General features: G+C 56.1%; 17 protein-coding genes. 6 read left to right on the top strand and 11 right to left on the bottom strand.

Annotated features, from left to right (window positions below):
- Nucleotides 1-6 precede the first annotated feature (6 nt).
- From AC6HVW_RS03860 to citC, 7 genes are read right to left on the bottom strand one after another with little or no spacing between them, the layout of a single operon-like run.
- Entirely contained in the window at nt 7-1,470 is a 1,464-nt protein-coding gene (locus AC6HVW_RS03860) for an anion permease (RefSeq protein ID WP_071680960.1), read from the bottom strand.
- A 31-nt stretch (nt 1,471-1,501) separates the two neighbouring features.
- Nucleotides 1,502-2,395 carry a triphosphoribosyl-dephospho-CoA synthase CitG gene (gene citG, locus AC6HVW_RS03855; RefSeq protein WP_497569274.1) on the bottom strand — a complete coding sequence of 298 codons (894 nt, stop codon included), beginning with the start codon at nt 2,393-2,395 and terminating at the stop codon, nt 1,502-1,504.
- On the bottom strand, nt 2,376-2,924 hold the full coding sequence (gene citX / locus AC6HVW_RS03850) for a citrate lyase holo-[acyl-carrier protein] synthase (protein WP_071680962.1): 549 nt from the start codon (nt 2,922-2,924) through the stop codon (nt 2,376-2,378). The genes citG and citX overlap by 20 nt, the downstream gene beginning before the upstream one ends.
- Before the next feature lie 4 nt (nt 2,925-2,928).
- Nucleotides 2,929-4,434 (bottom strand): citrate lyase subunit alpha, encoded by a 1,506-nt coding sequence (citF, locus tag AC6HVW_RS03845; protein WP_021180303.1) that lies wholly within the window; start codon nt 4,432-4,434, stop codon nt 2,929-2,931.
- Entirely contained in the window at nt 4,434-5,327 is an 894-nt protein-coding gene (gene citE, locus AC6HVW_RS03840) for a citrate (pro-3S)-lyase subunit beta (protein ID WP_059202058.1), read from the bottom strand. Before citE ends, citF begins: the two co-directional genes overlap by 1 nt.
- A gap of 7 nt (nt 5,328-5,334) precedes the next feature.
- Nucleotides 5,335-5,643, bottom strand: coding sequence for a citrate lyase acyl carrier protein (gene citD, locus AC6HVW_RS03835; protein ID WP_071680964.1), 309 nt, complete (start codon nt 5,641-5,643; stop codon nt 5,335-5,337).
- The gene (gene citC, locus AC6HVW_RS03830) at nt 5,640-6,722 is read right to left on the bottom strand and encodes a [citrate (pro-3S)-lyase] ligase (RefSeq protein WP_497569273.1); all 1,083 of its coding nucleotides are present in this window, start codon (nt 6,720-6,722) and stop codon (nt 5,640-5,642) included. Before citC ends, citD begins: the two co-directional genes overlap by 4 nt.
- A 323-nt stretch (nt 6,723-7,045) precedes the next feature.
- On the opposite strand from citC, the gene dpiA reads away from it, so the two are divergent.
- Nucleotides 7,046-7,732 carry a two-component response regulator DpiA gene (gene dpiA, locus AC6HVW_RS03825; protein WP_071680966.1) on the top strand — a complete coding sequence of 229 codons (687 nt, stop codon included), beginning with the start codon at nt 7,046-7,048 and terminating at the stop codon, nt 7,730-7,732.
- Between the two features lie 78 nt (nt 7,733-7,810).
- Here the strand turns inward: dpiA and AC6HVW_RS03820 are convergent, their stop codons facing one another.
- The 4 genes from AC6HVW_RS03820 to AC6HVW_RS03805 all read right to left on the bottom strand — a co-directional run bounded on the left by AC6HVW_RS03820 (nt 7,811) and on the right by AC6HVW_RS03805 (nt 12,300).
- Nucleotides 7,811-8,791 (bottom strand): ABC transporter permease, encoded by a 981-nt coding sequence (locus AC6HVW_RS03820; RefSeq protein WP_071680967.1) that lies wholly within the window; start codon nt 8,789-8,791, stop codon nt 7,811-7,813.
- A gap of 2 nt (nt 8,792-8,793) precedes the next feature.
- Nucleotides 8,794-9,732, bottom strand: a complete 939-nt coding sequence (locus AC6HVW_RS03815) for an ABC transporter permease (protein WP_037375581.1) — start codon at nt 9,730-9,732, stop codon at nt 8,794-8,796.
- A gap of 76 nt (nt 9,733-9,808) precedes the next feature.
- Nucleotides 9,809-11,290: a sugar ABC transporter ATP-binding protein gene (locus AC6HVW_RS03810; protein WP_071680968.1), complete on the bottom strand. Its 1,482-nt coding sequence runs from the start codon at nt 11,288-11,290 to the stop codon at nt 9,809-9,811.
- A 74-nt stretch (nt 11,291-11,364) separates the two neighbouring features.
- Complete coding sequence (locus tag AC6HVW_RS03805; RefSeq protein ID WP_223499675.1) at nt 11,365-12,300, bottom strand: autoinducer 2 ABC transporter substrate-binding protein; 936 nt, start codon at nt 12,298-12,300, stop codon at nt 11,365-11,367.
- A 485-nt stretch (nt 12,301-12,785) separates the two neighbouring features.
- On the opposite strand from AC6HVW_RS03805, the gene AC6HVW_RS03800 reads away from it, so the two are divergent.
- The 5 genes from AC6HVW_RS03800 to AC6HVW_RS03780 all read left to right on the top strand — a co-directional run bounded on the left by AC6HVW_RS03800 (nt 12,786) and on the right by AC6HVW_RS03780 (nt 19,794).
- A complete protein-coding gene (locus AC6HVW_RS03800) occupies nt 12,786-13,415 on the top strand; it encodes a response regulator transcription factor (RefSeq protein WP_024486492.1) in 630 nt (209 codons plus the stop codon).
- A gap of 12 nt (nt 13,416-13,427) precedes the next feature.
- Complete coding sequence (locus AC6HVW_RS03795) at nt 13,428-14,960, top strand: MASE1 domain-containing sensor histidine kinase (RefSeq protein ID WP_071680970.1); 1,533 nt, start codon at nt 13,428-13,430, stop codon at nt 14,958-14,960.
- A gap of 88 nt (nt 14,961-15,048) precedes the next feature.
- On the top strand, nt 15,049-16,341 hold the full coding sequence (gene uhpC, locus AC6HVW_RS03790) for an MFS transporter family glucose-6-phosphate receptor UhpC (RefSeq protein ID WP_071680971.1): 1,293 nt from the start codon (nt 15,049-15,051) through the stop codon (nt 16,339-16,341).
- Nucleotides 16,342-16,616: 275 nt separating this feature from the next.
- A complete protein-coding gene (locus AC6HVW_RS03785) occupies nt 16,617-17,648 on the top strand; it encodes an ABC transporter substrate-binding protein (RefSeq protein WP_021180290.1) in 1,032 nt (343 codons plus the stop codon).
- A gap of 67 nt (nt 17,649-17,715) precedes the next feature.
- The gene (locus AC6HVW_RS03780; RefSeq protein WP_071680972.1) at nt 17,716-19,794 is read left to right on the top strand and encodes an ABC transporter permease; all 2,079 of its coding nucleotides are present in this window, start codon (nt 17,716-17,718) and stop codon (nt 19,792-19,794) included.
- Nucleotides 19,795-19,796: the final 2 nt, after the last annotated feature.

The raw sequence follows: 19,796 nt of genomic DNA, 5'->3' as shown, positions 1-19,796 counted from the left end.
ATTAACTTAATACCACAGGCTAAGAATTGGCCAGCCGATCAACAGCAGCGCCGCGATATACACCACGCCGAGGATGCCACCAAGACGCCAGTAGTCTTTCGACTTCACATAGCCGCAGCCATAGATGATTACCCCAGGGCCAGTGGCATATGGGGTCAATACCCCCATGATACCGATAGACAGCACCAGCAGGATGGAAAGGTGTTCCATCGGCACGCCCGGCAAGCCTTTCCCTACCGCCAGGATCATCGGCAACATGGTCGCGGTGTGGGCCGACAGGCTGGCAAACAGGTAGTGCGCGTAGTAGAACACCAGCACCAGCAGGACGACCGTCATCTTCGGTGAGAAACCGTCCAGATGGGTGCTCATGGTGGTGGCAAACCAGTCGATAAAGCCGGAGCGGCTCAGGCCGCTGGCCATCACCACCAAGGTTGCCAGGTTAACCAGGGTATTCCAGGCGCTGGAGTATTTGGTGATGTCTTTCCAACTGACCACGTGCAGGGCAAGCATCAGCGATACCGCCAGCAAGCACACCGTGGTCGCATCCAAAATTTTACCGCCGAACACCCACAGACACAGGCTGAGTAACACCAGACCGATCAAGGTATATTCTTTGCGGGTCAGTTTACCCATTTCCCCCAGTGCCGTACTGGCCCAGCCAGCCACTTCGTTGCTGTGGGTTACACCTGGCTTATACAGGTAGTAGGAAATCAACGGCGCAACGATCAGCAGCAACAGCCCAACTGGCAGGAAGGCCAGGAACCATTGCATCCAGGTGATATTGATCCCGGCAATCTTGTTGACGAACTCGATGCCCAACACGTTAGGTGCCGCGCCGGTCACAAACATGGAGGAACTGATGCTGGTCCCCACCACCATCATCCACATCAGGTAACCACCAATGCGGCGTGAGGAAGGATCGTTAGGGAAGGAATCAAACAGCGGCGGCAGGTTCTTCACCACCGGGAACACGGTGCCACCGGTACGCGCGGTATTGGACGGGGTAAACGGCGCCAACATGATATCGATGATCACCACCGCGTAGCCCAGCGTCAGGGTGCGTTTGCCCATGAACTTCACCAGGAACAGCGCGATGCGGCGCCCTAACCCGGTGGCCTCGTAGCCCAGCGCGAAGATAAAGGCCCCAAACACCAGCCAGACGGTGGTACTGGAGAATCCGGCCAGCCCCCATTTGAGCGCCTCTTTACCGGCTTTAAAGCTGGGATTGGCCAGCTCTTCGGCGCCAAACAGCACCCAGTTAGAACTGAGCACGCTAACGGTCACGGCAATAAAGCTGATCGCCGTGGCCGGGATCGGCTCCAGGATCATACCGACGATCATCGCCACAAAGATGGCAAAGTAACGCCAGGCTTGCGGTGGCATGCCCTCCGGCGTGGGTATCATTAACAGGACGGCAAGCACCACCAACGGGGCGATCGCTTTCCAGATTTTCTCTTTGGTTTCGGACATGGACACTTCTCCTGAAGGCTTCGTTATTTTTTTAAGCCCCCGCCTGCGGCAACTGCGCCAACAGCCAGGTGACTATCAATAAATCGGCACTGCCGCCGGGGCTAAGATTGCGGGCGATGCACGCAACGTCGAACTGCCGCAAACGGGCAATTCCTTGCGCCGTACCTGCCCCTCCCTGTGCCAATAACTGGCTGGCATAGTGTTGTAACCAGCGCAGCCCTTTAATGCCGCCCCGCGAGGCGACGTTGGTATCATCGTTATGCGCCATCAGCCACAGCAGGCTGTCCAGCAGCGCGACCTGTTCTCCACAACCACTGGCGATCCTCTGGTGATACAGCGGTAACGCACCGCCGATCACCCGCTGAAAGCCGGATTCAGCCTCACCACGGGCACCGCTCAGGCCAAACTCGGCAAATAGCCGTTGCCCTGCCGTCTGGCCCGCGTTGTTACGTTGCAGCTCCCGGCTGACCAACCCACGGCACATCTCGGCTACTTCGCCACACAGGCTTTGGGCGTCAATCTGCCGTTGTTGTTGCTGTAAGCGGCCGGAGGCGCAGCACAACAGCCCCAGCGAGAACACGCTGCCTTTATGGGTGTTGATGCCGCCGGTGGCGTGGAACATCTGTTCTTCACAGGCCATCCCCAATGGGCGCAGACGTGCAAGCTGCTGCTCGGCAGGCAAAGCGGCATCGGCCATACCCTGGCGGATAAAATAGGGCAGCCACCGGCCAATCGCCCTTGAGCTACGGTAGAAATGGCCAATATCCATGTCGCGATGCGCGCCGTTGTTATGGCGATCGACCAACCCCGGTTTCGGCGTCAGGTTGACCTCCACCAACAGCGCCCGATAGGCGTCGCGGGCAAAGCGCTGGCTGTGCGAAAGATCTGTAACCGTCGGCTGCCAATCAGGCTGGGAGTGCATCATTGAGCATCCTTTCCATTGCATTGAGCAGTTGTTCGGTGCTGTGGCTCTGTTGGCGGGCGCAAATCTTGGCTGGCTGATTGCACAGCAGACAGCTGCGTTCAGGCAGCCCAAGTTCGCGCCGCGACAGGATCTTCCCTTGCGGGGTCAGCACATCGATATCCCACAGGCGGCCAATCGGCTGCTGGATTTCCAGTTGGATGGTGGCCTCTTTCACCGCGCGGGCATCGGCTTGCAGCGCCAAATAGCCTTCGCAGCCAGTGGGCAGCGCCAGGGTCTTCTGCTGCAAACAAAGCCAACCTTGCTGGCGATACATCTGCTGCAGCGCTTGCCTTCCCAGATTGAACACGCGCCGCGTCATGGGGCTGTCTTTCACCGCCCCCGGCACCACGAGTGTGAGCACCACCAACGTGGCGGTAGGATGGCGCGCCAGCCACTCCTGTTGCCGTGCCTGCCGGCATTCACGGCTGGAAAGCAGTTCGGGCAAACTTACGGCGCGGCTGGCGGCCAATTCGGGGGAGATGTAAGCCATAGCGTTACTCCGCGACCTGATGTACGACGTCAATCACCGAACCGTCGCGATAGCGCACCACGGCCACCACGTTGTCGGTAAAGGCGATTGGTTTCGGTTCGCCGGTCAGTACCAGCGCACGCTCACGCAGCCATTCGATGGTGACCACCTGCAGGCCAGCATCACGTAATCTCTGCGCCAGTTCTGGGCGAGCAGGGTTTACGGCAATACCGTGGTCGGTCACCAGAATGTCGATGCTGGAGCCCGGCGTAACGCAGGTAGTCACCTGCTCAACCAGCGTAGGAATGCGGCCACGCACCAATGGCGCGACAATAATCGCCAACCGTGCCGCCGCTGCGGTATCACAGTGGCCACCGGAAGCGCCACGGATCACCCCGTCGGAGCCGGTCAGCACGTTAACGTTAAAGCCGGTGTCAATTTCCAGCGCGCTCAGCACCACCACGTCCAGACGATCAACCGACGCGCCCTTGGAGCTGAAGTTGGCGTACTGATTGGCGCTGATCTCGATATGGTTTGGATTACGAGCCAATGACATAGCTGCCGCACGGTCAAAGCTCTGCACGTCCAGCAGCTTACCGATCAGGCCTTTCTCATGCAGATCCACCATGGTGGAGGTGATGCCGCCCAGTGCAAAACCGGCGCGAACGCCACGAGCGCGCATCTTGTCTTCCAGGAAGCGGGTTACGGCCAACGAAGCGCCACCGGTGCCGGTCTGGAGGGAAAAGCCTTCGGTAAAGTAGCCAGAGTCGACGATCACTTCGGCAGCACGGCGGGCAATCAGCAGCTCACGCGGGTTGGAGGTCATACGCGTGGCATCGGCCCCGATCTTGTCCGCATCCCCTACTCGCTCCAACTGCACGATCAGATCGACCTGATCCTGTGCCAGGCTGGCGGGATGATGCGGATAAGGCACGATCGCTTCGGTCAGCAGCACCACGCTACGGGCCGCTGCGGCATCCACCTTGGCATAGCCGAGCGAACCGCAGCAGGCATCGCCGGTATAACCGTTGGCATTGCCGAACTCATCGCAGGTTGGCACTCCGAGGAAGGCAACGTCGATCTGCAACTCACCCGACTCGACCAGGTTGACCCGGCCACCGTGCGAGTGAACCTGCACCGGCTCTTTCAGCAGGCCGCGCGAAATGGCGTCTGCCAACGGCCCACGCAGGCCGGAGGTATAAATACGGCTTACCACCCCGTTGCGGATATGGCCGACCAGCGGCGCATGGCAATCGGTCAATGAACTGGAGGCCAGCGTCAGGTTGCGGAAGCCCATCTTCGCCAGCACATCCATCACCTGGTTGAGGGCCAGATCGCCGCCACGGAATGCGTGGTGGAAAGAGATGGTCATGCCGTCCTGCAGGCCGCTGCGGCGGATCGCCACTTCCAGCGACTCACAACGTTTGATATCGCGCGGTTTACGCGCCTGCAGGTTGGCCTTGGAGGCTTCCTGATAAAGCCGCATCTCGGCGTGATTGTTCAAGGTCATCAGGCGTTGTTGGCGTTTCATCATGCTTCCTCGCTGTGGTTCGGTTCTTCACGCACGCCGGAAAGCGCTGCGCGTTGCAGTACCAGACGGGCCCGTTCAATCACCGGGCTATCGACCATCTTGCCGTTCAGCGAAACCACGCCGCGCCCCTCTTTTTCTGCCGCTTCTGCCGCATCGACCACTCGCTGGGCATGAGCCACTTCTTTGGCGGTTGGCGCATACAGGTTGTGCAATAGTTCGATCTGGCGTGGGTTAATCAGGGATTTACCGTCAAAACCCAGCTGTTTGATCAGCGCCGCTTCCTGTAGGAAACCCGCTTCATTGTTGGCATCGGAATAGACGGTATCGAACGCCTGGATCCCGGCCGAGCGGGCAGCCTGCAACAGTGAGCAACGGGCGAACAGCAGTTCAATGCCTTCCGGCGAGCGCTCGGTACGCAGATTACGCACATAGTCTTCGGCACCCAGCGCAATCCCGATCAACCTTGGGGAAGCCTGCGCAATCGCCACCGCGTTGGTGATGCCCTGTGCGGACTCGATCGCCGCCAGCAGGCCAGTGCTGCCGACCGGGCGACCACAGGCACGTTCAATGGCGGCGATTTCACGCTCCATATCCACCACGTCCTGCGCGGTGTCGGTTTTTGGCAGACGGACGATATCCGCCCCGCCCCGCACCACCGCTTGCAGATCCGCCAGGCCATAGGCTGAATCCAAGGCGTTAACGCGCACAATGGTTTCAACTTCCTGATACAGCGGGTGTTGCAGCGCGTGATACACCAGGCGACGGGCCGCGTCTTTCTCACGCAGGATCACCGAGTCTTCCAGATCGAACATCAACGCATCGGCCTGATAGATAAAGGCGTTGCTGACCATGGCGGCATTTGCCCCCGGTACGAAAAGCATGCTGCGGCGCATGCGGTGTTTATTCAGCGTTTTCACGGCGTTCCTCCCAAGGCAGCGTGGCGGTTTCGCTGGCACGCATCAGCGCGGTTTCCAGCCGTGCACGCAGCACACAGTCCAGTGCGCCTTTATCGTCGACAATCACCTGCACCGGCGGCACGTCGTACTGCTGCAAAACCTGCAACAGTGTGTGGCGGATGGCATCGCCGAACTGTTTTTCCACGCTGCTGGCAATCAGCAGATCGTGTTCCGGGCCCTCTGCTGGCGCGATACGGACCATGACATCGCTGGATTCCAGCGTGCCGGCCATTGCTTCTCGGATTATTTTCATTGTTCACCTGATTGTGCGGACTCAAATTCTTGCGGTACTGGCTTGGCCCGGCGCTGTGCCTGCAGATCCTGCAGATCCTGCAGGTAGTACAGCGTGTCTTTCGGCACCAAAGGCGCGGCGGCGTGAAAGTCTCCCGCGGCCAGCAGCTTGCGCACCCAGGAGGCAGAGATCGCCGTGCCCTGGTACTGCAAGCGCTCAATTTCCACCAGTTCGATCGGTGGGCTAGGCAGCGCCGGAGTTTCCAGCCAATAACGCATGTCGCGGTTGTATTTCGCCGTTACGGCGCAGAACGGTTCGTTGCCGACAAATCGATGCGTGATGCCCAACGCGGGGGCCAGATACTGGCGGAAGATTTTCAGATCGATTTCGGTGTAACAGTCGTCGGCAACCCCCTGCTCTTTAATGAAGTAGCAAGGGAAAGTGGCACGGGAGATCACGTATTGCGACCCCTCATGCACCGTCAGATTGGTGATCCCCTCGGTGCCCTTCAGTACCAGATCGCGGCGATCTTCATACGGGAAGCGCGAGGTGTTTTCCTTCACCAGGAACAGATGCAGCCAGTCACATTGGGCGGCGGCTTCCCGTACCAGATATTGATGGCCACGGGTAAAGGGGTTGGCATTCATCACGATGCTGCCAATGGTGTCGCCCGGCTGGCGCTCGCTGGCCAGTTGCGCGGCGTAACGCTTCAGGCGACACGGGCTGTTTTCCATCAGCACCACGATGCCCGGCACGCTGGCAATCGGATAGAAACCGCACTGGCGAAACAGCGCCTCATTCTGCACTTTGGTGTAGATAAACAGCTGGGTGTGATGGCGCTCATAGGCCAGATTCACCAGTTCGGTCGCCAATGATAACGCCAGGCCTTCACCGCGCATTTGCGGGCTGATGGCCACGCATTTGATAATATTTTCGGCGATACCTCCGCAGGCAACCAATTGCTCGCCCTGGGTCACGGTGATAAAAACCTCGACCGTGGTATCAATATTCAGATCGTTACTACGCAAAAAAGCATTAATTGCCGCTATATTTTTGTGATCCGATCTTTTCACCCGAGTAAATACGGTATCGCCCAGCATGTCAGTCTCTCTAAAATAACTTATCAATAACATTTGAAATACAAAATCCCATTACAGTTAACATTAAGGTGTAATAAAAACCTTAAAAACCATCGAGTTGAAATGGTCCATAACACGAACGGGGTATTTAATGGCGCCATGTTAAACACAAATAACGCCCTGATTATTGACCTATTTCACAATCTACCCGCAGTAAATAAGTTGTTTAATGGTTTTTATTTTCTTAATTATTTTTATAGTTTTTATTAGCGACATAGTGTTTAATTAAATAACCATCTCGCTGAGATTTAATTAGCAACGTAATTAAGCAACGGGGAATTAACATGGAGTGGCTAAATATTCTGATTGTTGAGGATGAAACGCCGTTGGCAGAAATGCATGCGGAATTCATCAAGCAGAATGGCGGATGCCGGCAGATTTGGCTGGCGGGTACCCTGGCACAGGCACGCACGATGACCGAGCGTTTCAAACCCGATCTGATCCTGCTGGATAATTTCCTGCCGGACGGCCAAGGCATAGAACTACTGCGCGAACTGACGCTACAAGGCTACAGCGGTGGCATTGTGTTTATCACCGCCGCCAGCGATATGGACACCGTGGCCGAAGCGCTGCGCTATGGCGTGTTCGATTACCTGATCAAACCCCTGGCCTATGACCGCCTGGCGCAAACCCTGCAACGCTTTAGCCAACGGCGCGAAGCGCTGAAAGACAAGGCGCGGGTCAACCAACGCCGTATCGATGAGATGTTCAACACCTACGCCCGCGGTGGCGATCAGGCCGCATTGCCCACCGGCATTGATGAGCTGACGCTGATGAAGATCCGCGCTTTGTTCGAAGATCCGCAAGTGCGTCATACGGCAGAAAGCGTGGCACAACAAATTGGGCTGAGCCGCACCACCGCCCGGCGCTACCTGGAGTTTTTTAGCGCCAACGATCAATTAGTGGCGGAGATTATTTACGGCAAGGTGGGCAGACCCCAGCGGATCTATCGTTCAGCAAGCCATGGTTAAACAGGAGCGCCCAACATACAGTGATGTAGTGGGCTGCTCCTGGGGCTGTCGAACCTGTTTGGTGAACTTGCACTATCACTACAACGGCTTGTTCTGCCTTAAGAAACGCAATGCCGGGACCTTCGCACCTTTGACAAAGATAAACGCCAGCAGTAGCGAACCCCACAGTGCCATGGTGATATAACTACTGACCCCCATGATATTTAGCCCGCTCTCCAGCATTTGCAACAGGAATAGCGCTAGCACAATGCCGAAGACCTTACCAAATCCACCATCAGGATTTACCCCGCCCAATACCGTCGCCAGGATAGTGATAAGCAACAGTGACTCGCCGTAGGAGGCTTTGGCCGAGTTGAGTTTGGACATCATCAGCAACGCCGCGACGGCGCACAGTAACGAGGAAATTACATAAACCCAAATCAGCGTGCGGCGGGTATTAATGCCAGAGAAAAAGGTGGCTTTCTCGTTGGAGCCGGACAGGTATATCTGACGGCCTAGCGGGGTCTTGGCCAACACAAGCCAAAGCAGCAACGCCACCACAGCAAACAGATAAAGCGGGACTGGAACCCCGAGGAAATAGCTGCGATCCAATGCCAGCACATAGCTCGGAAAGTTTGAAATCGCCGAGCCTTTGGAGATCAGCACATTGATCCCTTTGAGCAAAGTCATGATGCCGAGTGTTGCCAGAATGGGGGATACCCGAACCACCGAGATAAGCACCCCATTAATGATCCCCACTACCAAGGCAACCGATACTCCCGCCAACAGCATCACCATCATTGAAATGAACGTTGGCTCAAGATGGGTACACACCCAGGCCATGACCAGCGCACTGGCATTCGCAGTGGCAATAATGGATAAGTTGATGCCACCGGTCAGCATGGTGATCGCCATTGCCAGCGTCAATATCCCCACGACGGGGATCTGTGAGGCGATGGATTGGAAATTGGCCGCAGACCAGAATACCTGTGGGATCAGCACACTGAACACGCCCGCCACCAGCACCAGCAGTGCCACCAACCAGCGCTCGGTATGATCACGTTGAGTTGTTTTCGACATGGTTATATCCCTACCTTATGACGTTGGCCCCAGGCTGTCACACTGATACTGATGACTATCACCAGACCGATCACCACGCTATGCCAGTACGACGAAATACCCAGTAAATTCAGACCATTTTGCAATATTGCCAGCAAGATCACTCCGAGCAGAGTGCCGGTTAGGGTCCCGCGCCCGCCAACAATACTGGTTCCGCCCAGCACCACCGCCGCCAGCACGGTGAGTTCATAACCGAGCAACGAGTCCGGTGCCACCGTCAAAACGGTATAGGACTGCACCACACCGGCGATGCCGGATAAAAAACCCATATAGCCATAAACAAACAGTTGCAGCTTAACAATGCTGAACCCCATGCGGGATGCCGCCTCCTGATTACCGCCCAACGCATAAATTTGCCGGCCAATGCTGGTGCGAGTCATCACCAAAGCAGTGACAATAATCGTCGCCAGCAAGGTCAAAATGGGCAGCGAAAGGCCATAGTCATAGCCGTCAGCGGCGGTGAAGGAGAACAGCATTGGCCCATGTTCGAACCATTCCGGATAGGTATACAGCCAGACGCCCCGGCTGAGATACAGCAGCAACCCGTAGAAGATATTCAGCGTGGAAATGGTAATAATGATGGACGGTACCCGCAGGCGATTAACCAAGAGCGCGTTGATCAACCCCAGCAACAAGCCGATGCCTCCTGCCAACGCGAAAGCCACCGGGAAATTACCGCCAAACTTCGCAATGAATGTCACCATGACATATTGCGAGATAATGGTCATCGCCGGGAATGAAATGTCAATACCGCCAGAAATCAAAACGATAAAAAACCCACACGCCAAAATGGTCAGCATGGCATAGTTATTTATCAAGTCATAAATATTGGCGAGCGTCAGAAATTCTGGGCTGGTGAAAGCAAGATAAGTCGAAATAATCAATAGGGTAAAAGCCAACATAACTTCGTGGCGTTTTAGATGCTCTTTATTAAATAAACCTGTTTTGCCTACATCAGGCTTATTGAGTGCATGGGGATTAGCCATTGACTACCTCCGCAATGGCAGCTTCGCTGCAGTTACTCGGCAAGAACTCCTGGACAAGCCGGCCGGACCGCATAACCAGAATACGGTGGCTATTAAAGTAAGCTTCATCAATCTCATCACAAACCATTAATACCGCAATCCCCCGCGCCGCCAATGCATTGATAATATTATAAATGCCTGCCTTGTTGGCGATGTCGACCCCAACGGTCGGCGAGTCGAGGATCAGTATTTGCGGGTCGGTTGCCAGCCATTTGGCGATGGCAATACGCTGGGCATTTCCACCGGATAACGTATTGACCGGCAGGTCGCTATTACCGATTTTGATCGACAGGTGTTTCACCATGTCTTCGACCAGTGTGTCGACTCGCTCGGCCCGCATCAGGTGCAAGGCATTTTTAAGCCGGTGTAATACCGTGGCACTGATATTGTCGCGGATTGATTGCTCCATAATCAGCCCAGTGCTCATCCGGTCTTCCGAGACATAGCCCACACCGGCAGCAATGGCATCGCGGTTACTGGCGAACCGCATTGGCTTACCATTGATACTGATGCTGCCCGACTCGGGTTTGGTTAAACCAAATAGACTGAGGCACAGCTCTGTGCGGCCAGACCCCAGCAAACCAACCAGCGCGACAATTTCGCCAGGATGCAAAGCCAGTGAGATATCCTGATATTCATTGCCACGGGAAAGCGCTTCCACTGCCATCACGACCGGGCGTGCTGCGCTATAAGGCGGTAGCACCTGAAAATCAAATTTCATATCCGTCATCAGCCAGGCTAGGCGTTGATTATCCACTTCAGCGGCGGGGTGGGTTCCAACCCACTGGCCATCTTTCAGCACGGTAATACGGTCTGAAATCTCCAGCACTTCGCTCAACCGGTGGCTCACAAATACCACGCAGATATTGCGTGATTTCAGCTCATGCACCACCCGTAGCAAGCCGTTAACTTCTTGCCGTGTCAGCGACGCGGTTGGTTCATCCATCACAATGAGGCGGGCATCTTGTGCCAGTGCACGGCAGATAGCGACTAACTGTTTCTGGGCGATGGATAAATTCTCAACCAATTCGTCCAGATTAAGGTGGGCATCAATGCTGTTAATGACGCGCTCGGCGGTCTCCCGCATCTGACGTTTATTCACCCACAGCTGATGGTGATAATGGTTCATGGCGATATTCTCAGCCACGGTCAGATTCGGGAATAAGGATAAATCCTGATAAATGACCTGGATCCCCAAGCGTACAGACTCAATAGGGGTCAGGGTTGAATAGGTTTTGCCATCAATAATAATGGCGGCATCTCTATCGGGTTGGTAAACACCGGAGATAATCTTGATCAGTGTTGATTTGCCACAACCGTTCTGCCCAGCGAGGCAATGTACCTCACCCGGTAACAGGGTCATAGCCACCTTATTCAGCGCCTTGACGCCATAAAAGGTTTTACTGATATTTTCCAGGGTAATAAATGGCTGCATACATCCTCTTACTCCAGGCGGGCATTGTTTACAGAGCCGAACAAGGGGTCCGGCTCTGCGGTAATGCGGGGGAATTAATACAGAGAATCCACGTTATCTTTGGTAACTCGCAGTACATTGTGGAACTGAATCAGGTGTTTATCCTGATCAACCTCCGCTTTACCCACCCCAGGGATCTCCATGCCTGTTTCGATCTTCTCACCTTTAAGCACTTTGTCAGCAACGGCGGTCAGTGCATATCCAGCAGAACCTGGGTCATAAGTGACACCCATGGCGATATCACCACTTTTAATCAGCGAGGCTGCCTGAGAGGGGATCATCATGCCGAATACGTGGACATTGTTTTTCGCCCGCTTCTCTTTCACTGCACGGCCTGCACCAATTGGGCCTTGTGAACCGAAGGCCACAATCCCTTTCAGGTCGCTATGCGCTTTCATCAGATCCAGTGTGGTGCGGCGTGAGTCATCAATGCTCTCGGCGACGGGCATACGGCTAGTCACTTCAAACATTTCCGGATAATGCGCTTTCTGGTACTTAACAAACAAATCTGCCCACAGGTTATGCTGTGGCACGGTTAGGCTGCCGACATAAATGACATACCCACCCTTGCCGCCCATCGCTTTTGCCATTTCTTCCACGTTGTCGGCGGCAAATTTGGCGTTATCAATGATTTCAATATCCCAGTTAGCGCTAGGCTGCCCTGGTGATTCGTTGGTTAATACCACGATACCGGCGTCACGCGCTTTCTTGAAGACGGGCTCCAATACATCGGCATCGTTCGGCACGATACTGATGGCACTGACTTTCTTGGCGATTAAATCTTCAATAATTTTAACCTGTTGTGGAGCATCGGTACTGGATGGGCCGACTTGATAGGCTTTGATACCCAGGTCTTTACCGGCACGTTCCACACCTTCACCCATGCGGTTGAACCAGGGCATTCCCGCGATTTTCGAAATATTGACGACTTCCACTTCTTGCGCCAATGCACCGCCCGAGCCCACCAGCATGCTGAACAGGCTAGCCGCCAATAACGTTTTCACACTCAATTTTTTCATCTAACACTCCCGGATCTAATGTAGGTTGAGGCATAACCGCCAAATAGCGAGGTAACTCATTGGTATTATTTATATTTTATTGTTAGTGACGATTTACCGGGATGCCGATTTTACATCTGTACAACATTCCCGTAGGGGGACTCTACAGCCTCGATAGCGATTTCCCCCATATCTTTGAATGCTATTTATATGGACAAACTTGCAACCTTCCCGGTTTGCGACGGGGGTCATGCTCCTGAGGGGATAAACGAGGCGAAATGCGTAAAAATAACCGTCAGGAAGGCAATAACAGCGCTGGTGACAGGGATACTCTGGATCGATGCGGCAGGCCATTTTAATGCCAATCTGTTAACTCCCTTCCATTTTGCAGCGCAACAGTTGCCAGCCAGAGTTTTCCTGCGCATGATGCGGAAAATCTCACACTTTGTTACAGGCCTATGATTAACGTTGCGCTGATAGACGACCACGTGGTGGTTCGTTCCGGGTTTGCCCAGTTACTGTCGTTGGAAGAGGATATCCGTATCGTCGGCCAGTTCGACTCGGCGGCACAGGCATGGCCACACTTGCTGCGCGATCCGATCGACGTGGCGGTGCTGGATATCGCCATGCCGAACGAAAGTGGCCTTAGCCTGCTCCAGCGTTTACGCCAACAGCGTCCCACCTTTCGCGCCATCATCCTCAGCATCTATGACACCAATGCCTTCGTGCAAAGCGCTATCGATGCCGGGGCCGGTGGTTATCTCACCAAACGCTGCGGCCCCCATGAATTGGTGCAGGCGGTGCGCGCCGTCAGCAGCGGTGGGCTTTACCTGTGCGCGGATGCCTTGCGCGCGCTGCGCCATACTCCGCAGCCACCGAAAGAATTGCAGGTACTCACCCCGCGCGAGAAAGAGATCTTCGATCTGCTGGTCAACGGCCTGAGTGTCAAAACCATCGCCCAACAGTTGACCTTAAGCCATAAGACCGTGCAGGTGCACCGCGCCAACATCCTCGGCAAACTGCATTGCGACACGACCGTGGAACTGGTGCATTTCGCTCTGCAACATCAACTGCTTGCCGGGAGTTAGCCGGTGCCGCCAATGGTGCGCCGCCTGGCGCTTTCGCTGTTTCTGGCGCTGTTTTTTACGCTCAGTTGGCTAGCCCTGTGGACCATTAGCCTGCACCTGAGCCATGACGGCGAGCAGGCCGTGCTGCTGTTTCCCCAAGGGCTGCGACTAGCGCTGCTGATCCTGCTGCCCCGGCGTTACTGGCCCACGCTGTTATTGGCGGAAGCCGCTACGCTGCTATGGCTGTATGACCAGCAATTGCTGAGCGATCGCTTGGTGCTATTGCTACCGTTGTTAAGCCTGCTACCAGCATGGGGCACTCAGCGGCTGTGGTATCGCTATCACCTGTATTGGCAACGGCTATCGCTATTGCTGGCGGCCATCGCGGCCAATGCGTTGCTGTGCGGGTTGTTGGCAGGAGTCTGGCTGCCATCCAGTATCAGTCAAACCTTGCTGACCAGCTTTACCGGCGGCGTACTGCTGGTGCCTTTCGTCTATCTGATTTATACCTACCTGCGCCAGCAACTGGTGACGTCGATGCCCGTTCCGCGCCCCTCGACACCACAGCTACGCACCTCTCTTCTGCTGTGGTGTTCACTGTTTCTCACCATGGGGATTTGCGTGCAACTGGCGATCGCCCCGCAGATGGAGCGGCTGCTGCTGATCTTTATCTTTCTGCCCAACGTGTTCATGGCTTATCGCTTTGGCTGGCAAGGGGGCGTCCTGGCGGCGCTGTTTGGCAGCGTGATGATCACCCTCACCCGCCAGGCTGGTGGCGCGTTTCAGGGTCTGCAAGAGTTGGAGCTATTCCTTTCTACCCAGGCGCTGTTGGGGATTGGTCTGGGGATTGCCATCAGCCGTCAGCAGCAATTGGCGCAAAAACTACAGCGCTATCGTCAGCAGTTGGAGCAGGAACTGGCGGCCAAAAGACACCTGATGGAACGGCTGGTGGGTACCGAAGAAGAGGTGCGCAAGGCCATCGCTCGCGAGTTGCATGACGAGATCGGCCAGAATATTACCGCCATTCAGATCCAGGCAATGTTGGTGAACCGCAGCGCCACCGCCCCGGCCACCCGCCTGGCCGCGGAGCAGATCGATTCGCTATCGCAACGCATCCACCACACCACCCGCACCCTGCTACGGCAACTGCGTCCACCGGTGTTGGAAGAGATGGAGCTGGACAAGGCCCTACATCACCTGGCCGACGAGTTTTCCTTTGCCGAACAGGGGATCAGCTTCCAGCTGGATTACCGCCTGCCAGCCACGCCAGATGATGAAACCCTGGTATTTACCCTCTACCGCGTGGCACAGGAACTGCTCAATAACATCAGCAAACACGCCTGCGCCAGCCATGTGCATTTAAGCCTGACGCAAACCCACCAGACGATCACTCTGGAAGTCCGTGACGACGGCCAGGGTATGCCGTTGCAACCTACCAGCGGCTTTGGCCTGCGCGGTATCGAAGAGCGAGTGCGCGCATTGGGGGGCGATTGGCGGCTCCATCGGCGTAATGGCACGCGCATAATTGTTAACCTGCCCACAAAACTGAACAAAAACTCCGTCTGACTAGGACTAAGTCTTAGGTGCCTAAAACCTTGTCTCATCCAATCCTGTTTTCAACACCCTACACTGCTCTCACTGTCCGGAGGAACTCATGACATCGGCCACGTTAACCGCGGAACAAATCAGCGCTCGTTACCGCTACTGGCGACCACGCCTGATGTTTTCGATGATCGTCGGCTACGGCGCATTTTATCTGACACGCAAGAGCGTCAGCTATGCCATGCCGGTGATGCAGCTCGAACTGGGGTTGGACAAAGGGGATATCGGCCTGCTGGGTACGCTGTTTTACCTGGCCTATGGCGGCTCGAAGTTTGTCTCCGGCATCGTCAGCGATCGCAGCCAGGCCCGCTGGTTTATGGGCGTCGGGCTGTTTATCACCGGCGTGCTGAACATCGTGTTCGCCTTTTGCCATTCGCTGACGGCGTTGCTGGTGGTCTGGACGTTAAACGGTTTCTTTCAGGGCTGGGGCTGGCCGCCCTGCGCCAAGATGCTCACCAGTTGGTATTCGCGCAACGAGCGAGGCTTCTGGTGGGGCACCTGGAATACTTCGATCAGCCTGGGCGGTGCGGCCGTGCCGTTGCTGTCCGGATTTATGGCTTCACACTACGGTTGGCAGGCTGCGCTGTTGCTACCGGGAGCCATCGGGATGCTGATTGGGCTATGGTTGTGCTGGCAACTGTGCGGTAAACCGCAGCAGCAAGGATTACCCAGCGTAGGCCACTGGCGGCGCGATCCGCTGGAGCTGTGGCAAGAGCAGCAAAGCCCGGCGATGCCGATGCGACGGATGCTGTTTGACACCATTTTGCGCAACCCAACCATCTGGTTGCTGGGCGTGTCCTACATCCTGGTGTACCTGATACGTATTGCGCTGAACGATTGGGGCAACATCTGGCTGGCGGAGAGCCACGGCGTCAACCTGATGAAGGCCAACGCCACGTTGTCACTGTTTGAACTGGGTGGGCTGTTTGGCGCACTGTTTGCCGGGTGGGGATCGGATCTGCTGTTTCGCGGCCTGCGAGCACCGATGATCCTGCTGTTCTCCATCGGACTCTTTGTGACGACGACCGCTCTATGGCTGGCCCCGCTGCACCATTACGGGCTGCTTTCGGCCTGCTTTTTCGGCCTCGGCTTTTTTGTGTTTGGGCCGCAGATGCTGATCGGGCTGGCCGCCACGGAGCACTGCCACAAGGACGCGGCCGGGGCCGTGACCGGGTTTCTTGGTTTGTTCGCCTACCTGGGTGCCGCGCTGGCCGGTTGGCCGCTGGCGCAGGTATTGCAGCATTACGGCTGGTATGGCTTTTTTGCCCTGCTGGCGCTGGCAGCCACCTGCGTCGGCCTGCTGTTGATGCCGCTGCTGATGGCCGGGCAGATACGACAACAGTAAGACATGAATTTTACAGGATGATGAGGGTTTTTAGTCGAATCCCCCTCACCCTAACCCTCTCCCACAGGGAGAGGGGACCGAATGTGCAACATATTATCTTCTGCGTCGGACGTCAGATCAGAGGGACTGGAGCCAGAGGATAAAAAGTGCCACAGATTGATCCTCGCACCCAATAGCAACACCGGATCAGCTCCCTCTCCCTGTGGGAGAGGGTTGGGGTGAGGGGAAAATGGTTTGCTTTACCCTACAAAGACAACAACAAAAAGGACAACACCATGAAATTGACACCTCTCAACACCCTGCTGGCCACCACGCTGGCGCTGACAGCCCTGGCCGGAACCGTGCAGGCCAAAGGCCGTCTGGTGATCTATTGCAGCGCCACCAACGCCATGTGCGAGGAAGAAGCCAAAGCCTTCGGGGAAAAATACGACGTCAAGACCAGCTTTATCCGCAACGGCTCTGGCAGCACCCTGGCCAAGGTAGACGCGGAGAAGAAAAACCCACAGGCCGACGTCTGGTACGGCGGCACGCTGGATCCTCAATCGCAGGCCGGTGAAATGGACCTGCTGGAGGCTTACGCCTCGCCGAACCTGGAGCAAATCATGCCGCAGTTCCGCGATCCGGCCAAACGTAAAGGCAACTACTCCTCTGCGGTGTATATCGGCATTCTCGGTTTCGGCGTCAACACCGATCGCCTGAAAGAGAAAAACCTGCCTGAACCCAAGTGCTGGAAGGACCTGACCAACCCGATCTACAAAGGGGAAATCCAGATCGCCGATCCACAGAGTTCCGGTACGGCCTACACCGCGCTGGCCACCTTTGCGCAGTTGTGGGGCGAAGAGGCCGCCTTTGATTACCTGAAACAGCTGAACGGCAATATCTCACAGTACACCAAATCCGGCATCGCCCCGGCCCGCAACGCCGCGCGCGGTGAAACCACGATCGGCATTGGCTTCCTGCACGACTATTCGCTGGAAAAAGAAAAAGGCGCACCTCTGACGCTGGTTTCCCCATGCGAAGGGTCTGGCTATGAAATCGGCGGTATCAGCATCCTGAAAAACGCCCGCAATATGGAAAACGCCAAGCTGTTCGTGGATTGGGCGCTGTCTAAAGAAGCCCAGGAGCTTTCCTGGAAAAAGGGGCAGTCTTACCAGATCCTGACCAACACCACGGCAGAGACCTCCCCTAACTCGCTGAAGCTGGATCAACTGAAACTGATCGATTACGACATGGATACCTACGGCGCTTCCGACATGCGTAAAAAGCTGATCACCAAATGGGTTAACGACGTGAAGATGGGCCACTGATCCCATCCCACATCTATCGGGCGTAGGCTCTACGCCCGCTTAATTTTCGTTTATTCCGGGGAATATCATGTCTGAAACCATCACCTTGCGCACGGCGCAGGGGCGGGATCCCATTTTCTACTGGTTGCTGCTGGCGCTGGCAGGTTTTGCCCTACTGCCTTCCTACAGCCTGGACTACGGGCTGCTGGAGGCGACCAGCGAAGAGCTGCTGGCGGCCTACGGATGGTCACATGCAGGCTTGGCCATGCTGTGGTTTGCCGCCCCGTTGCTGCTGGCTGTACGCCCGCAGATTGCCACTGGCCGCAAGCAACGCAACCGCCATCTGTTTGATGCTGGCTATGCTCTGGCCTGCGGGCTATTGGTATTTATCAGCGCCGCCGCGACCGGTACCGGGATGGGATTCGCTACCTTGCCGCTGCTGGTGGCAATGGGCGCAGTGATCACCCTTGCTCTCTCAAGGCTGGAATGGCTGGGTGGCGATCGCTTCGTACTCGGTTCGCTGGTGGCGGTGATCGCCCTGATCGTGCTGTTTATCATTTATCCCAGCATCGCCATCTTTATCCCGATGTTCACCGATGAGGCCGGTGCCTTCGCCCCGTTGGCATTTATGCAAACGCTCGGGCAGGCGCATATCTTGCAGGTGATCTGGAACTCCTTCCTGCTCTCCGTCGCCGTCGGGATTGGCTGTACCTTCTTTGGTATGGTGCTGGCGATTTATACCACGCGTATCGCCCGCCGTTCAGCGGTGATTGGCCGTATTTTCTCGATCCTGCCGATCGTCACGCCGCCGTTTGTGGTTGGTTTAGGCGTCACCCTGATGATGGGCCGCTCCGGCTACATCACCGAGCTGATGGTGACCTGGTTCGGCCTGACCAACACCAACTGGCTCTACGGTTTTACCGGGATCTGGTTGGCCCAGGTGCTGGCCTTTACGCCCATGTCATTCATGATCCTCGATGGGGCTATCAAGACCATCCATCCGTCGCTGGAAGAGGCGTCCTACACGTTGCGCGCTAACCGCTTCCAGACCTTTACCCAGGTGTTTATGCCGTTGCTGAAACCGGCATTGGCCAACTCGTTCCTGATCGTCATTGTTCAATCGTTGGCAGACTTCAGTAACCCCTTGGTTCTCGGCGGCAACTTCGACGTATTGGCCACGCAGATCTACTTCTACATTACCGGCGCGCAGCTTGATTATCAGGCAGCCAGTACGCTGGGCGTGGTGCTGCTGATGTTCTCGCTGCTGGTGTTCTGCGTGCAATACATGTGGATCGGCAAGCGTTCCTACGTGACCATTTCCGGCAAATCCAACCACGGCGACGTTCAGCCGCTACCGGTGACGCTGGTGTGGGGCGTCTCGTTGATGCTGTATGTCTGGATTGCCTTCAACATCTTGCTGTACGGCAGCATTTTCTACGGCAGCTTTACCGTTAACTGGGGCGTGGACTACACGCTGACGCTGGACAACTTCAGCAAACTGTTCGGCCAAGGCTTCAGCGATGGCGCATGGCCTTCCCTGATCGATACCTTGCTGTATGCCGGGATTGCCGCACCGATCACTGCCATCTTCGGCCTGCTGATTGCCTACATCGTGGTACGCCAGCAGTTCCAGGGTAAAAAAGTGATCGAGTTCAGCACCATGCTGTGCTTCGCGGTGCCAGGCACCGTGGCCGGTGTTTCCTACATTCTGGCGTTCAACAGCGCGCCGGTTTACCTGACCGGAACGGCAGCCATCGTGATCATTTCGATGGTGATGCGCAACGTGCCGGTGGGGATCCGCGCGGGTATCGCCGGTTTGGGGCAGTTGGACAAGTCGCTGGATGAGGCCTCCCTCAGCCTGCGTGCCGGTTCGCTTCGCACCATAGTGTATATCCTGCTGCCCTTGCTGCGCCCGGCGATCCTCTCGGCGTTGGTCTACAGCTTTGTCCGTGCCATGACCACCGTGAGCGCCATTGTTTTCCTGGTGACGCCAGATACGCGCGTCGCGACGTCCTACATCCTTAACCGGGTCGAGGACGGCGAGTATGGCGTGGCCATCGCCTACGGCTCGATCCTGATCGTAGTGATGCTGGCGATTATTTTCCTGTTTGATGCCCTGGTTGGCGAAGCGCGGGTCGCGCGTTCCAAAGCCCGGAATGCGGCCTGATA

Source organism: Serratia sp. NCCP-200, from assembly GCF_059697885.1.
This window is presented reverse-complemented; position numbering and strand designations above follow the sequence as displayed.

Excerpts from the sequence above, each read along its gene's own strand:
- AC6HVW_RS03860 (WP_071680960.1), bottom strand. The coding sequence starts at position 1,470 with ATGTCCGAAACCAAAGAGAAAATCTGGAAAGCGATCGCCCCGTTGGTG.
- citG (WP_497569274.1), bottom strand. The coding sequence starts at position 2,395 with ATGATGCACTCCCAGCCTGATTGGCAGCCGACGGTTACAGATCTTTCG.
- citX (WP_071680962.1), bottom strand. The coding sequence starts at position 2,924 with ATGGCTTACATCTCCCCCGAATTGGCCGCCAGCCGCGCCGTAAGTTTG.
- citF (WP_021180303.1), bottom strand. The coding sequence starts at position 4,434 with ATGAAACGCCAACAACGCCTGATGACCTTGAACAATCACGCCGAGATG.
- citE (WP_059202058.1), bottom strand. The coding sequence starts at position 5,327 with ATGCGCCGCAGCATGCTTTTCGTACCGGGGGCAAATGCCGCCATGGTC.
- citD (WP_071680964.1), bottom strand. The coding sequence starts at position 5,643 with ATGAAAATAATCCGAGAAGCAATGGCCGGCACGCTGGAATCCAGCGAT.
- citC (WP_497569273.1), bottom strand. The coding sequence starts at position 6,722 with ATGCTGGGCGATACCGTATTTACTCGGGTGAAAAGATCGGATCACAAA.
- dpiA (WP_071680966.1), top strand. The coding sequence starts at position 7,046 with ATGGAGTGGCTAAATATTCTGATTGTTGAGGATGAAACGCCGTTGGCA.
- AC6HVW_RS03820 (WP_071680967.1), bottom strand. The coding sequence starts at position 8,791 with ATGTCGAAAACAACTCAACGTGATCATACCGAGCGCTGGTTGGTGGCA.
- AC6HVW_RS03815 (WP_037375581.1), bottom strand. The coding sequence starts at position 9,732 with ATGTTGGCTTTTACCCTATTGATTATTTCGACTTATCTTGCTTTCACC.
- AC6HVW_RS03810 (WP_071680968.1), bottom strand. The coding sequence starts at position 11,290 with ATGCAGCCATTTATTACCCTGGAAAATATCAGTAAAACCTTTTATGGC.
- AC6HVW_RS03805 (WP_223499675.1), bottom strand. The coding sequence starts at position 12,300 with ATGCTGGTGGGCTCGGGCGGTGCATTGGCGCAAGAAGTGGAAGTCGTC.
- AC6HVW_RS03800 (WP_024486492.1), top strand. The coding sequence starts at position 12,786 with ATGATTAACGTTGCGCTGATAGACGACCACGTGGTGGTTCGTTCCGGG.
- AC6HVW_RS03795 (WP_071680970.1), top strand. The coding sequence starts at position 13,428 with ATGGTGCGCCGCCTGGCGCTTTCGCTGTTTCTGGCGCTGTTTTTTACG.
- uhpC (WP_071680971.1), top strand. The coding sequence starts at position 15,049 with ATGACATCGGCCACGTTAACCGCGGAACAAATCAGCGCTCGTTACCGC.
- AC6HVW_RS03785 (WP_021180290.1), top strand. The coding sequence starts at position 16,617 with ATGAAATTGACACCTCTCAACACCCTGCTGGCCACCACGCTGGCGCTG.
- AC6HVW_RS03780 (WP_071680972.1), top strand. The coding sequence starts at position 17,716 with ATGTCTGAAACCATCACCTTGCGCACGGCGCAGGGGCGGGATCCCATT.